15 protein-coding genes and 2 pseudogenes are annotated in these 12,934 nt (G+C 62.1%); 1 reads left to right on the forward strand and 16 read right to left on the reverse strand.

Annotated elements, in window-relative coordinates:
• Positions 1–16 precede the first annotated feature (16 nt).
• From AC1RNA_RS13850 to AC1RNA_RS13900, 11 genes are all read right to left on the reverse strand, one after another.
• Positions 17–508 carry a cytochrome c-type biogenesis protein gene (locus AC1RNA_RS13850; RefSeq protein WP_492951471.1) on the reverse strand — a complete coding sequence of 164 codons (492 nt, stop codon included), beginning with the start codon at positions 506–508 and terminating at the stop codon, positions 17–19.
• A gap of 4 nt (positions 509–512) precedes the next feature.
• Positions 513–2,501 carry a heme lyase CcmF/NrfE family subunit gene (locus AC1RNA_RS13855; RefSeq protein WP_492951472.1) on the reverse strand — a complete coding sequence of 663 codons (1,989 nt, stop codon included), beginning with the start codon at positions 2,499–2,501 and terminating at the stop codon, positions 513–515.
• Positions 2,498–2,998: a cytochrome c maturation protein CcmE gene (gene ccmE, locus AC1RNA_RS13860; RefSeq protein WP_492951473.1), complete on the reverse strand. Its 501-nt coding sequence runs from the start codon at positions 2,996–2,998 to the stop codon at positions 2,498–2,500. Before ccmE ends, AC1RNA_RS13855 begins: the two co-directional genes overlap by 4 nt.
• 58 nt (positions 2,999–3,056) lie before the next feature.
• Positions 3,057–4,160 carry a c-type cytochrome biogenesis protein CcmI gene (ccmI, locus tag AC1RNA_RS13865; RefSeq protein WP_492951474.1) on the reverse strand — a complete coding sequence of 368 codons (1,104 nt, stop codon included), beginning with the start codon at positions 4,158–4,160 and terminating at the stop codon, positions 3,057–3,059.
• 116 nt (positions 4,161–4,276) lie between these two features.
• Complete coding sequence (locus AC1RNA_RS13870) at positions 4,277–5,659, reverse strand: hypothetical protein (protein ID WP_492951557.1); 1,383 nt, start codon at positions 5,657–5,659, stop codon at positions 4,277–4,279.
• Positions 5,660–5,817: 158 nt separating this feature from the next.
• Positions 5,818–7,203, reverse strand: coding sequence for an ATP-binding protein (locus AC1RNA_RS13875; RefSeq protein ID WP_492951475.1), 1,386 nt, complete (start codon positions 7,201–7,203; stop codon positions 5,818–5,820).
• On the reverse strand, positions 7,193–7,867 hold the full coding sequence (locus AC1RNA_RS13880; protein ID WP_040298316.1) for a response regulator transcription factor: 675 nt from the start codon (positions 7,865–7,867) through the stop codon (positions 7,193–7,195). The genes AC1RNA_RS13875 and AC1RNA_RS13880 overlap by 11 nt, the downstream gene beginning before the upstream one ends.
• 159 nt (positions 7,868–8,026) lie before the next feature.
• Positions 8,027–8,338 (reverse strand): PilZ domain-containing protein, encoded by a 312-nt coding sequence (locus tag AC1RNA_RS13885; protein ID WP_009339055.1) that lies wholly within the window; start codon positions 8,336–8,338, stop codon positions 8,027–8,029.
• A gap of 177 nt (positions 8,339–8,515) precedes the next feature.
• Positions 8,516–8,767, reverse strand: a complete 252-nt coding sequence (locus AC1RNA_RS13890) for a hypothetical protein (protein ID WP_492951476.1) — start codon at positions 8,765–8,767, stop codon at positions 8,516–8,518.
• A 1-nt stretch (position 8,768) separates the two neighbouring features.
• Positions 8,769–9,161 carry a hypothetical protein gene (locus AC1RNA_RS13895; protein ID WP_492951477.1) on the reverse strand — a complete coding sequence of 131 codons (393 nt, stop codon included), beginning with the start codon at positions 9,159–9,161 and terminating at the stop codon, positions 8,769–8,771.
• Positions 9,162–9,172: 11 nt separating this feature from the next.
• Positions 9,173–9,418, reverse strand: a complete 246-nt coding sequence (locus AC1RNA_RS13900; protein ID WP_009339052.1) for a Pam3-gp28 family putative phage holin — start codon at positions 9,416–9,418, stop codon at positions 9,173–9,175.
• Here AC1RNA_RS13900 and AC1RNA_RS13905 point away from each other — a divergent pair.
• Positions 9,405–9,635, forward strand: coding sequence for a hypothetical protein (locus AC1RNA_RS13905; RefSeq protein WP_156786882.1), 231 nt, complete (start codon positions 9,405–9,407; stop codon positions 9,633–9,635). The two genes, AC1RNA_RS13900 and AC1RNA_RS13905, sit on opposite strands and share 14 nt — an antisense overlap.
• Before the next feature lie 8 nt (positions 9,636–9,643).
• Here the strand turns inward: AC1RNA_RS13905 and AC1RNA_RS13910 are convergent, their stop codons facing one another.
• The 5 genes and pseudogenes from AC1RNA_RS13910 to AC1RNA_RS13930 all read right to left on the reverse strand — a co-directional run bounded on the left by AC1RNA_RS13910 (position 9,644) and on the right by AC1RNA_RS13930 (position 12,929).
• Positions 9,644–10,171 (reverse strand): lysozyme, encoded by a 528-nt coding sequence (locus AC1RNA_RS13910; protein WP_492951478.1) that lies wholly within the window; start codon positions 10,169–10,171, stop codon positions 9,644–9,646.
• A 55-nt stretch (positions 10,172–10,226) separates the two neighbouring features.
• Positions 10,227–11,030, reverse strand: coding sequence for a hypothetical protein (locus tag AC1RNA_RS13915; protein ID WP_492951562.1), 804 nt, complete (start codon positions 11,028–11,030; stop codon positions 10,227–10,229).
• 390 nt (positions 11,031–11,420) lie between these two features.
• Positions 11,421–11,465, reverse strand: a pseudogene (locus AC1RNA_RS13920) (hypothetical protein); the annotation flags it as partial.
• Positions 11,461–12,291: pseudogene (locus AC1RNA_RS13925) on the reverse strand (phage/gene transfer agent baseplate hub protein); the annotation flags it as partial. The pseudogenes AC1RNA_RS13925 and AC1RNA_RS13920, both read right to left, overlap by 5 nt.
• Positions 12,288–12,929 carry a phage distal tail protein, Rcc01695 family gene (locus tag AC1RNA_RS13930; RefSeq protein WP_492951479.1) on the reverse strand — a complete coding sequence of 214 codons (642 nt, stop codon included), beginning with the start codon at positions 12,927–12,929 and terminating at the stop codon, positions 12,288–12,290. The pseudogene AC1RNA_RS13925 and the gene AC1RNA_RS13930, both read right to left, overlap by 4 nt.
• Positions 12,930–12,934 lie beyond the last annotated feature (5 nt).

Below are 12,934 nucleotides of genomic sequence, written 5' to 3' on the forward strand. Positions count from 1 at the left end.
TGCTCACTCTAATCGCTCAAGCGGACTTTTCCATGGAGTCTTGATCGGCGATCAGCTTTTCCAGCCGCGCCTCCTCCTCGGGCGTCAGTGCGATGATATCCTCGCGCCGCGAGGCCCAGCGCTTGCGGTTGTACAACCACAACCCCGCCCCGCCGCCGATCAGAACGACGGGCGTGAGCAACCACAGGATCAGCGTGTGTTCCTTGAGCGGCGGCTTCAACAGGACGAATTCGCCGTAACGCGCGACAAGAAAATCCAGCACCTGCCTGTCGCTATCGCCAGCAGCGATCCGTTCGCGCACCAGCAAGCGCAAGTCGCGCGCCAGCGGCGCTTCCGAATCGTCGATCGACTGGTTCTGGCAGACCATGCAGCGCAGTTCGCGCGACAGGGCCCGCGCCCGCGCCTCCTTGGCCGGATCGTGCATGACTTCATCGGGCTGAACCGCATGGAGAACCGACGGCAGACCCGCCATCAGCACAAGCGCAACAATCGCCGCGAGACGCCGCATCGCCCTACTCCGCCGGTTGCGCAAGGCCACTGAGCTTCGGGCGCGCGGGCTTCGGCGCGCCGACCCGCAGGCGGCGGTCCGACAGCGACAGCATGCCACCGAACGCCATCAGCACCGGGCCGAACCAGATCAGAAGCACCATCGGCTTGTAGTAAATGCGCGCGGTGATCGAACCATTGGGCTCCGCCGCGCCGAGCGAGATGTAGAGCTGGCTCACGCCGCGCGTCATCAGCGCTGCCTCCGTGGTGGACATGCCGCGCGTCGTGAAGCTGCGCTTCGACGGCGTCATTGTGCCAACCAAGGCGCCGTCCTGCCGGATGGTGAAGGTCGCGATGTCCTCGCGATAGTTCGGGCCCTGCCGCGAGGTCATGCCGTCGAAGGTCGCGCTGTAGCTGCCAAGCTGCGCGGTATCGTTCAGCCGCATCGTGGCGATGTGTTCGATGTTCCACGTCGATTCACAGACAATGCCGATCAGCGCGATGCCAAGCCCCGCATGAGCAAACGCCGTGCCCCAAGCCGAGCGCGGCAATCCCTTGGCGCGGGACCATGAGGTCTCAAAAGGTGCGCGGAACAGCTTCACGCGCTCGGCAATATCGACCGCAGAGCCGAGAATGACGAACGCCGCAAGCCCGATTGCGAGCGGCGCAAACGCGCTGCCGCCCCGCTGCCATGCCCAGACAATGGCAATCGTCACCAGAGCGACGATACCCGCCATCATCAGGCGCTGCGCGGCGCCGACGAGATCGCCACGCTTCCATGCGAGCAACGGGCCGAACGGCACCGCCAGCAAGAGCGGCAGGAACAGCGGTGCAAAGGTGAGGTTGAAGAACGGCGCGCCGACAGAAATCTTCTCGCCGGTCACGACTTCCAGCGCCAGCGGATAAAGCGTGCCTACGAAAACAGTGGCGCAAGCCGTAGTCAGCAGCAGGTTGTTGAGCACCAGCGCGCCCTCGCGCGAAATCGGTGCGAACAGACCGCCCTGCTTCAATGAGGCCGCGCGCCACGCATAGAACGACAGGCTGCCGCCGATGAACACACACAGGATCATCAGGATGAAGACGCCGCGGCGGGGATCGGTCGCGAACGCATGAACCGAGGTGAGCACGCCCGAACGCACGAGGAACGTGCCAAGCAGCGACAGCGAGAAGGTGAGGATCGCCAGCAACACGGTCCAGATCTTCAGCGCCTCGCGCTTCTCCATCACCACCGCCGAGTGAAGGAGCGCCGTGCCGGCGAGCCAAGGCATCAGCGAGGCATTCTCGACCGGGTCCCAGAACCACCAGCCACCCCAGCCGAGTTCGTAATAGGCCCAGTACGAGCCCATCGCGATGCCGAGCGTGAGGAATATCCACGCCATTAGCGTCCATGGCCGCACCCAGCGCGCCCACGCCGCATCAATGCGGCCCTCGATCAGCGCCGCGATGGCGAACGAGAACGAGATCGAAAAGCCGACATAGCCAAGATAGAGCATCGGCGGATGCACGGCGAGGCCCGGATCCTGCAGGATCGGGTTGAGGTCGCGGCCTTCAAGCGGCGGGTTCGCGATGCGCAGGAACGGATTGGAAGTCAGCAGGATGAACAGATAGAACGCGGTCGCGATCCACGCCTGCACCGCCAGCACATGCGCGCGCAGCGACAGCGGCAGATTGACGCCGAAGATCGCGACAAGCGCGCCGAACAGCGACAGGATGAACACCCACAAAAGCATCGAGCCTTCATGGTTTCCCCAGACGCCGGTGATCTTGTAGATCAGCGGCTTCAGCGAATGTGAGTTCTCATAGACGTTGACGACGGAGAAATCCGACAGGACGTGCAACAAGATCAGCGCCCCGAAGGACAGCAGCACGAAAGCGAATTGTGCAATCGCCGTCGAGCGCGACACGTTCATCAGCGCGGGATCTTTCACCCGCGCGCCGATCAGCGGCACAAACGACTGGATCAACGCCAGCCCGAGCGCCAGCACCAGCGCGTAGTGCCCGCCCTCGGCGATCATCTCACGGCCCCCGGCGCATCGGCGGCTGAGGTCTTGCCGTAATTGCCCTTCGAGGCGTTGCCGTAATCATCCTTCCAGTGGCCTTCCTTCTTTAATTCGTCGGCCACGGCCTTGGGCATGTAGGTCTCGTCATGCTTGGCAAGCACGGTGTCGGCATGGAAGACGCCGCTCGAATCGAGCGAGCCTTCCGAGATCACGCCCTGCCCCTCGCGGAACAGGTCCGGCAGGATGCCCTGAAAAGCCACCGGCACCTTGGCGCTGCCGTCGGTCACTTCGAAATTGACCTTCAACTGATCGCCGCGCACCAGCGAGCCCTTCTCGACAAGACCGCCGAGCCGGAATTTGGTACCGGGTGCAATATGTTGTTCGGCGATCTTGCCGGGTGTGGTGAAGAACATGATGGAACTACGCATGGCGTTCAGCACCAGCGCCGCGGCCACCGCCAGCACCGCCAGCGCGCCCGCAATCATCGTCAGCCGCCGTTGTTTGCGCGTCATTGTAGCCTTTCGCGCATGACGCGGCCCGATGACCCATTCACGGTTTCCGGCATCATGTCTATCCGTCTATTCCAAGTCCCTTGAGGCCATCATTGAGCTGGCGCAAATGTTCAGAATTCCCACTCACGGCCTGCCTTGCATCGTCACGCGCGGCGTTGGCCTTGTCCTTTTCGCCGAGAACCATATAGGCCCGTACCAGCCGCAGCCATCCTTCGACGTCATCCTTGTTCGTTTTGAGACGGTCCGCCAGCCGCTCGACCATGCTTTCGATCATGGCGCTGCGGCCCGCAGCATCCATTCCCTTGGCCATCGACATCTGGTCTGCGGATAGCGCCGGAGGGCGGTTGCCAGACACCCGCGCCAAGGCCTCCTGAACCAGTGACCGCCACGGCGCATCGGCCGGTGCCTTTTCCAGCATTCCGCGCCAGATATCGGCCGCCTTGGCCGGCTGGCCGTCTTGTTCCAGCGCAACACCGGTGAAATAGCGAGCCTTGCTCTCGTTCGGGTCGAGCACCAGAGCACGGTCAAATTCGGCCTTGGCCTCCGCCGTCACCACGCCGTTCGCAGCTACCGTAAGGGCTTCCCCAAGATCGGCGTGGCGGCCTGCCGTCTCCGCGTTATAGGCAAGCGCGTTGCGGAAGGCCGGAACAGCCTCGTCGACGCGACCGAGCTTGAGCAGCACCGGCGCCAGCACGCTCCAGCCGCGTCCGTCCTTGGGATTCTTCTCAAGTATCTCTTGCACCCGTGCAATCAGACGCTCGATCGAGGCGTCCTGCGGCTTCATCTGCTGGCGCGCGGCAAATGGAAAATCCGGCAGCCAGGGCGAGCCGATCTGGAGGTAAAGACCGGCGGCAAGCAAAGGCAATCCAGCCAGCGCGACGATCGACACCGCGCGGCGCCAACTCTTGCTGACGGCAAGCGTACCGCCCTCCTCGCTTGTGGCTGCGGCCAGCAGGCGGCGGCTGATCTCGATCCGCGCGGCTTCCGCTTCCACGGGGCCGATCAAACCGGAATCAGCATCGCGCGTCACTTCGACCAGTTGGTCCTGATAGACGACAGTTTCGCTGGCGGCCGGCCCTCGTTTGACTTGCCGCCCGAGCGGCCACAGCACCGCGAAGACCGCCACAGCCGTCATCAACGCGAGCATAAACCAAAGTGACATTCCGGTTTCCGAACAGGACTGGCCAGCGCCCGGCAAAACTTCAGGGCGCGGCGGGGTTACACCACGCGAAGTCAACCTTTGCAAACGGCTATTTCAATTGAGCTGGAACAAAAAAATCAGGTTTTGCGGGAAGTTTTCCGCTCGGATTTGGCGACTTCGACCGCCTTTTTCATCAATGAGGCATAATCGGGCCCAAAGATCACCTCGCAGAAGCGGATCGCCGCCTGCGCCTGGGCGTAGCGGAACGGCCGGGTTCTGGTGTCGCTCGCCCGAAGCGTTTCGACCAGCGATTCGGTGGCCTTCTCGATGTATTGCTGCAGATCGCTATAGGTGCGCCGCGTCACCTCGTTGATGGCGAGTTCGCCCGCGTAGTTGCGGCAAGTGGCGACGAAGTCGATGAACGCCGCGGTCTCGTCGACTTCCATCTCGTCGATGCGACTGTTCGCCGTGATGTCCTTATCGGGCCGCTGGCGCAGCAGACGACGAACGCGGCCGGGCACGGAGCCGATTTCCGAGTCCAGTGCATTGGAGATTTCAGCCCGCATCGATGAGAGCTGCTTGCCCCAAGCCGAATCCGAACGAATGTCCAGTTCGGTGCGCAACCCACGCAGGCCGTCATGAAGGACTTTCAGAATATTGGCGGTGTCGTCGAACTTTCCGCGACGGACGTCGTTGCGCAGTTCTCCCACAAGACGCGACAGATCGTGGATCGCCATGGTGACGGCGACGCCGTAGGGCGTGCCCGCCACGCGAACCTCGTCGTCGGAGGCCGCCACAGAAATGCTCAGGCGGATCACCTGCCAGGGCGACATCAGCCGCTGCATCACGACCGACAAGGCGAAAGGCAGAGCCTGCGGGGTCTGCAGTGAAGGCAGATTCATCGCCGTGGTGACGGAAGCGACTTGTGCTTCGTTCAAAGCGCGTATCTGCCCCGGCAGGCGCGCGCCGAAAATCTCGAGCGACTCGCGAATTTTGAGGACGGCGCCGATCGCGGGAATATCTTCCACCGCGGAAGGCGTGCCGATGCGGCCAAAACCACGTCGGTCGGTACCGCTGGCCGCCGCCTCGATCGCCTGCGCGGAGGCAAGCTGCATCTGACGCACCGCACGATCGATCTCGGTCGCGGTTGCCTGCGGATTTTTCAGCACTGCTTCGTATGTCTGAGTCTCGGTCGGAGCGCCTTCGCGCGACAGCCACATCCAGACCGGCGCCAGTGAAGTGCGCCTGATCTGTCCGGGCCTGACCGCCCCCGTACCCTCGATCAAAAACGGCTCGACTGGTGTGAATAGCAAACGCGCGGGATCATCGGTGCGGGGCGTGGTGTTTTCGTCGGGCGCGCGCACGATCTTGCGCAACTCGGCGAGAACGATGTTGGCCACGATCGCGTCGTCGCCACCACGCTCGATGGCGCGCTCGAACTCCCGCATCAGCAGCGCCTGCGACTTCGGCGGAAGCTGCGCGAGAAATTCTTTCAGGCGTTCGAGTGACTTGGGACCCATGGATGCATAAAGGCTGCCGGCCGCCGGGACAGGCGACACTTCCCTTAGCCTTACCCCGCACGTCGTTAACATCGCGTTAGGAATGGCTGTCGTCCCGCCACCGATCCGGGTCCGCTATCCAAGTCCGGTCAAGGTGTTAGCGGACTGTCATACCGCCCTTAGATTACCCCTGGCAGCGCCAGTTCGGCCCGCAACCCGCCCATGGGAGCGCTGTCGAACTTCAGGTTCCCGCCGTAAAGCCCTGCCAGATCGACAACAATGGCCAGTCCCAGCCCCGAACCGGGCTTCGACTCGTCCAACCGCTGCCCGCGCTGCACGATCTGCCCCCGCTCGGCGACCGACAGCCCCTTGCCGTCATCATCCACGACGATGCTCAGGGTCGGGTCCAGTTCCTCGTCCCCCGGCGGCACCACCGAAACCCCAATCCGCACCCGGCGAGTTGCCCATTTGCAGGCATTGTCGATCAGGTTGCCGACCATTTCCTCGAGGTCCTGTCGCTCGCCACGGAATTTCGCACCTTCGGACACCTCCCAGTCGATCACCACGCCACGATCGCGATGGATTTTCTCCATCGTCCGCACCAGCCCTTCAATCACAGGCTCGATCTCCGTGATGGTGGCCACCACCGTCAACCGTGCCGCGATGCGGGCGCGCTCCAGATGATGGGCGACCTGGCTGCGCATGACATCGCCCTGCTCCAAGATCTTGGCTGCGAACGGGTCGGAGCCATGCGTATTGGCTTCGTTGATGATCACCGACAACGGCGTTTTGATTGCATGAGCAAGATTGCCGACATGGGTGCGCGCACGCTCGACAATGGCGCGGTTCGCATCGAGCAAGGCGTTTGTCTCGCGCGCCAGCGGCGCGATCTCGACCGGGAAGCGTCCCTCCAGCCGCTCGGCCTTGCCGGAGCGGATATCGGAGAGCGCGTTGGAAATGCGCTTGAGCGGGGCAAGACCGAAACGGACCTGAAAGATCGTGGTCAGCAGGAGAACCGCGGCAAGCGCCGCGAACGTGCCGCCGAGATACCAGTCGAACAATCGCGTCTCGTCGAAAATTTCGTTGGCGTCACCCGCAACGGTGACCAGATATTTGCCGTCGGTGCCGAGATCGATCGGACGCTCCACCATGCGCAGCGGTTGATCTTCCGGCCCCTTGACATAGCCGAGCCGCACTCCCGATGCCGTGAGAGGAATGCTTTTCTCATCGAGGCGCGGCAGCGTCGCGTCCCAGAGCGAACGGGATGCGCGCGCTTCCTGCTTGGCGGAATCGATACTTTCGATCTGCCAGTACCAGCCTGACAACGGCAGTTCGAACAACGGCTCGCCGAGCGCGGGAATGCTCTTTTCGGGATTTTTGGGATCGTCCGGCGTCCCTACCTCGGCGATCAGCGTACGCAGATAGAGGTTGAGGCGGCGATCGAAGGCGCGCTCCACCGAATGATTGTACAGCGAGGAGAGTGCAAAGCCGGTGACGGTGAGAATCAGCGCGACCCAGACGGCGGCCGACAGGAACAGCCGGATGGCGAGGGAGTTAGCGCGCATCGGTCGTGGGCGGCGCCAGCAGATAGCCGAGCCCGCGGACGGTCTGGATGATGTCGACGTCGAGCTTCTTACGGATGCGGCCGACGAACACTTCGATGGTGTTCGAATCGCGGTCGAAGTCCTGATCGTAGAGATGCTCGACGAGTTCGGTGCGCGACACCACGCGCCCGGCATGGTGCATCAGATAGGCCAGCAACCGGTATTCGTGGGATGTCATCTTGATGGGATTGCCATCCACCGTCACGCGGCCGGTGCGGGTGTCGAGCACCACAGGCCCGCAGGTCAATTCGCTCTGGGCATGACCGGTGGAACGCCGCAGCAGCGCACGGATGCGCGCCAGCACTTCCTCGAGGTGGAAGGGTTTTGCGACATAGTCGTCGGCGCCGGCGTCGAAGCCCTGCACCTTGTCGCTCCAGCGGTCGCGCGCGGTGAGGATCAGGACCGGCATCACCCGCTTGTTGCGCCGCCAGGATTCCAGCACCGAAATGCCGTCCATTTTCGGCAAGCCGATGTCGAGCACGACGGCGTCGTACGGCTCGTTATCGCCGAGAAAATGCCCTTCTTCGCCGTCGAAGGCGCGGTCGACCACATAGCCCGCATCGCTCAAGGCGGCGGTCAGTTGGCGGTTGAGGTCGGGGTCATCTTCGACAACGAGAAGGCGCAAGGCGGTCTCCGGCATCCTGGGTTGAACGGACTCAAGATGACCCGCATGGGCGTGAATGGCAAATGAATGCATCCACCCGGAAAGGCTTACATTTTCGTCAGGAGAGAGCCGGGTCCCGCCGATGCGGGGCAGCGGCTTGGAAAAGCTGCCGGGCCGGGTCTAGGCCGGACGACCGCCGCCTTTGGCGGGAGGACGCTCGTTCGCCCAGATGAAGTGGACCCCCATCTGTTCGCCATTGACCCACGCCATTTTGCAGCGGCGAAAGGCGACGCCGGTCGAAGACAGCGCCAGAAAGAATTCATCGAGGTTGAGACCGCTCAGTGATTTTTCAAAGTGGAGCAGCGCCCCCTCTTCCGACACGTCGAGGATGTTGCAGGCCCGAACCCATGAACCATCGATCGCGATGATCCTCATGGCGAAGCCCTTGCCGAATTGAATCCGATCGGCTTTGCGCCTTTGCTTCTGCTCCATCTCCAATACCAGTGTGCTCGGTTACATTGGCCAATCCATAAAATGCGAAATTGAAAAATCGCTTAAATGGTGCGTTTCTGGCCGGGCATTCGTCTCACCAGGCGGAATTTGCCGCACACCTTTTCACTCTACCGCTCCGATCATGGTGTCGGGGTACCACGACACAGGCGGGCGCCGTCAGGTCGTGGTGGAACCATCGTCAGTCGGCAGCGGCTTCAAGAACTCATCAGTCGCCGCATTGATCTGCGCCAGAGTGGCGTCAATCTGCTCCTGCGTTGCGTTAGTGCCCTGAATAAGTCCGGCGATCGCCTGCACATAAGGCAGAGACGATACAACGCCCTGCTGGATTGCGGGTGCGACTTTCACGATGGCGCTCACAATCGCTTCCGCAATCGCCACGCCGGCTTCGATGTCTGCTGCGCTCACCATGTCAGTTCGCTCCTGATGCAAGGACAGCCTGAACGTCGCTCAACGCCGCCTGTGCGGCAGCGACGACATTCGTCACGTCGAGAGTGGGATAGGCTTTCTGAAACGCGACCGCATTGTTCACGGCGAGCCGCGCGCGGCTCATCGCACTTTGCAGATTCACGATCACCGAGCGCTTGGCGCAGATGTTCGTGGCGCTGGGTCTGGTGCCCGTCGCGCAGAGCGGCAACGCCTTGTATGCGTTCGCGGCGTTGACGGCGATGCCATAGGCATTCGCGACGCCGTAGACCGTATTCAAGGCGACGGCATTGGAGATGCTCACCGACGGCAAGATAGTGGTGCAGTTCGCGAGCGGCAGCGACAGGGCGAGCGCCGCGACAACCTGAAGGTTTCGCATGGACAGTCCTTTCAGTTGGTGGAGATCTTGCCGGTCGCAGGATCAACGAGCGGCGTGTCGATCCTGGCGGCGTGACTGGCCGTGGTAGTTCGTGTGCCGTACTTCACCCACACGCCCCAGGCAGTGGTGAAGATCACACCGACCGCGCCGGTCACGGTCGTGACTTCATCGGAAGACAAGTAGCCCTTGGTGATGAGAGGGCCGAAAGCGAGAAGCAGCGCATAGCGAATGAGCTGCCAGATCGTGTCTGACGTCATGATGGTTCCCCTTGTTGATGGTTGCCCGGATGCGCCGGGCGCGATATTGGAGCGGCAGCGCGGCCGTATCGGCGCCGCGTCGACCCCGATGGAACCGAGTGCCGAAATGTCATGGTTTGATTTATCGCTGCGCGAGCAGCTTCTCGCGGGCAGCGCGATGGCGCTTACGTTTGCTGTCTTCTTTGTCGCCGGTCTTCAGCTCGGCGGCCACTGGTAATATCCGGCTCAGGCGTGCGCGAGGGCGAGCGCGCCTTTCACATCGCCAGCGAACATCAAGCCTTCCGCCTTGCGGCGGCGCGTCAGCCCCGCCAGAACGCGGCCGCCTGCCCTGTTCCACTTCGCCAGTTCGCGCGGCACCGCAGCCCTGTCGCCTGCGTTGAGTTTTCTCCACAACGTCGCGTGCGCCGGACCACCGGTGTTGAACGACCACGACACCAGCGCATCGAATTCATGCTGCTCAAGATGGATGTGGCAGAGATCATGAACGTGGCGTTCGAATGTCATCATGTCGCCTGCCAGCGCGGCGTCGCATTCTGCCCGCGACCAGATCGCGACGGCTGCAAAGCGCGGCAGATGATGGTTGGTGTGCCCCCAGCCGATGGTGAGCACACCTGCCGAATCGATGTAAGTGGTGAAAAACCCTTTCCGGTCCGGCACGGCCTTCATGCAGGACTCGAAAGCACGCAAGAGTTCGAGGCCGGCCGGACCCATGCGCAAGGGTTCGACCGCCGGGGCGATGGCGGATGTCAGCATTGGCTTCTCCTGATGATGGCTGGCGCTTCCGGCTAAACCGGTTCTGGCTTAAACTTTAGAGATACTGCCCGCCGGAGGACGTGGTACCGGCGGAGTTGCCGGGAAGAGCCGATGCCCCGGCACCGTCTGTTTGAATGACTGAATTGGCCGACGCAAAATAACGCGATCCGGCTGCTGAGCCGGAGTAAGTCACGCCTGCCGACCTGAAAAACCCCATATTGTTTGCCCCTGCAAAGAACGATGAAAAGGCTGGAACTCCAGACAGTGTAACTGTCACCCCGGCATAGACGACACCGCCCAGTTGCTGGGCATAGATATGAGCGTATGCACCGCCCGAAACGATGATGTTTCCGCCGCCGATGTTAAAAAGCTTGCCGCCATTCGCGGCACTGATATGGACGCTTCCAGAGGCCAGCGCACCAAATTCAACCGCTCCGACAATGGTCACCGTGCCGTTGGATGTAACGTCGATTCCATCTCCGGACGTCGTCGTCCTGAATTTAAATCCGCCGACCGAAAGCGAACCGCTATTTTGTACGGTGATGCAAGCGGCAGATGTCGTGGAGATTAGAACATTGGACGGGGTGGATGTGTCGCCAACGATAGAAACGCTTCCTGAGCCAACGAACGGGCCATTGACCAGGACACTCCCTGTATATGTGCCGGATGCAACATGGATCGTGACGTTGTAGATCGAGATGTCGAGCGATGCAGTTGTGTTGATCGCCTTTTGAATAGTCAGGAACGCGCCGCTCGATGCGTTGCTCAATCCGTCATTGCTGTCACTACCATCAGTGCGAACATAGTAGGTGCGATTGGCGGTGAGGACCTCACGCGCACCGCCTGCGGGAAACGACACCCGCCCCGTGGTACGATCGAACCTGAGTGCGTCACACCAAGTCGCGTCGTCCGCGCTGACCTTTAGATGAAAATCGTCGTCTCCCGTTAGGCCGAATTCCGCGCGTCCGGAGAACGCATCCGAAAACACCACCGACGACGTATTCGCTGCCGCCGACTTTGACAGTTGCAGCCGGACGTCGCCGGTGCCGCCGTCCGTGGTGTCGATCGCGTTGAGCAGCGCATCGTTGGAGTGAACGGTCAGAAGGTTGGAGTCCGCGACCGTGGCATTGATCCCCACATGCGGCAGGTTGTTGGATGAAAAGGTCCCGCCCGCTGTCGTCACCGGTGCCCACGCACTGCCACCGAACACCAGCAGAGCATCGTCTGCGACGGACCACACGCACCACCCCGCTTTCGGCGCGAGAAAGCGCCATGCATTGGTCTCCCATGTCATTGCCGGGAATGTGCGGAAAGCCGCGAAAGTTGATGCTGTTGGCGAAGCGATCGCGGCACGTCTCGAACCGCTTGTCGCAACCGGCGGTGATGGTGAAGGCATCGCCAATTGCGATGATCTCGCTCATCGCCTGCCACAGCGTGAGTTGCACCTCGCCGCCGCCAAGACGATGTTCCTTGATCTCGACCGCGAGACCACTATTCGCGCCACTCGTCCATGTGAGGCATCCGGCGGTGAAAATCCCCTCCGAAAAACCCTCAAGACTTTCCACCGCGATGGCGGACACGCCCAGCAGGCGTGACACGGTACCGGCACCATTCAAACCCGCCGCCTCGAGCGCAATCTTGCAACGCGCATCGCCTAGATCGGCGGTGCAACGCGCGGTGTAGAGCCGCCCACTTTCCTGCGAGAGCTTGTCAGCAAGCCCGCGCAGTTCGGCGCTGAACGCCTCGCCCTCGCGTTTCACCTCGCCGAGTGTGGCACGCGACAGCAGCACCCTCAAGGTGACATCGCTCCAGTCCACCAGCCAGGTATCAACCCGTGCCGCGTCGAACCGCCCGGCGGCAAGATCGGCTTCCGTCAGAGAATCCGCCGCGAGCGCGCCGGAAATCTCCGCGCCATCGATCGACAGATCGAAACGGCTCGTCGCTTCCGATGCGCCGAATCCCGTCCCGGCGCGGCATGTCACGCCTTCAATGACAAGATCGCCATCGTGATCGGTGAAGCCAGACACCACACCGTCGCGGCGCGTCACGATCCAGCATCGCGCCAGCGTAGTGACGCCGCTATCGAGCTTCGCTTGCAAAGCGGAGGGAATTGCTCTCATGGCTTGATCTCCACGAGAGGAATTTTCGGAATGGCGCCCGCGGCGAACGCCGACAGATCGACTTCAAGATAATCGGTATCGAACCGCACCGGCACATCGAACAGAAAACCCGCCGTCACCGCCGCGCCGGACGTGGGAATATGCCCCGGCATAAGCGTAACGATCCCAGTCGTGGTATCGCAGGTGAAGTCGGTGTCCGCTGTTGCTTCCACACCCGCCACGGCGACGCGCACGCTGCCCGGCACCGGCTTCTCGATCGGCCGCGCATAGGGCGCGTAGCTGGAACCGTAAGTCTTTATCAGTTGAAACTGCGCCTGTACGCCATCGCCCGTGCCCAGCATCTGATCGAGCGGCGATGGTACCGCATCATCGGATGCGGAGGAATGATCGAGCCGGTCGCGCCAGCGAAACCCATAAAGTTGTCCGCGCCGCTCCTCGAAGAACGCCACTACCTGTTGCAAGGCGGTGAGCGTCTTCACACCGTAGCCTGCATCATACCGCCGCCGCGAATGCGCCCAGCGTGCGTTGCGCTGCTCGCGCCCGGAGCCGAACGCGACAATCTCGGTGCGGCGCTCCGGCCCGCCCGCGCTTTTCAGCGCGATGTCGAGCGGGAATAGAATTTCGTGAAAAGATATCATCGAAC

The organism is Afipia sp. GW821-FHT14H12, from assembly GCF_058803465.1.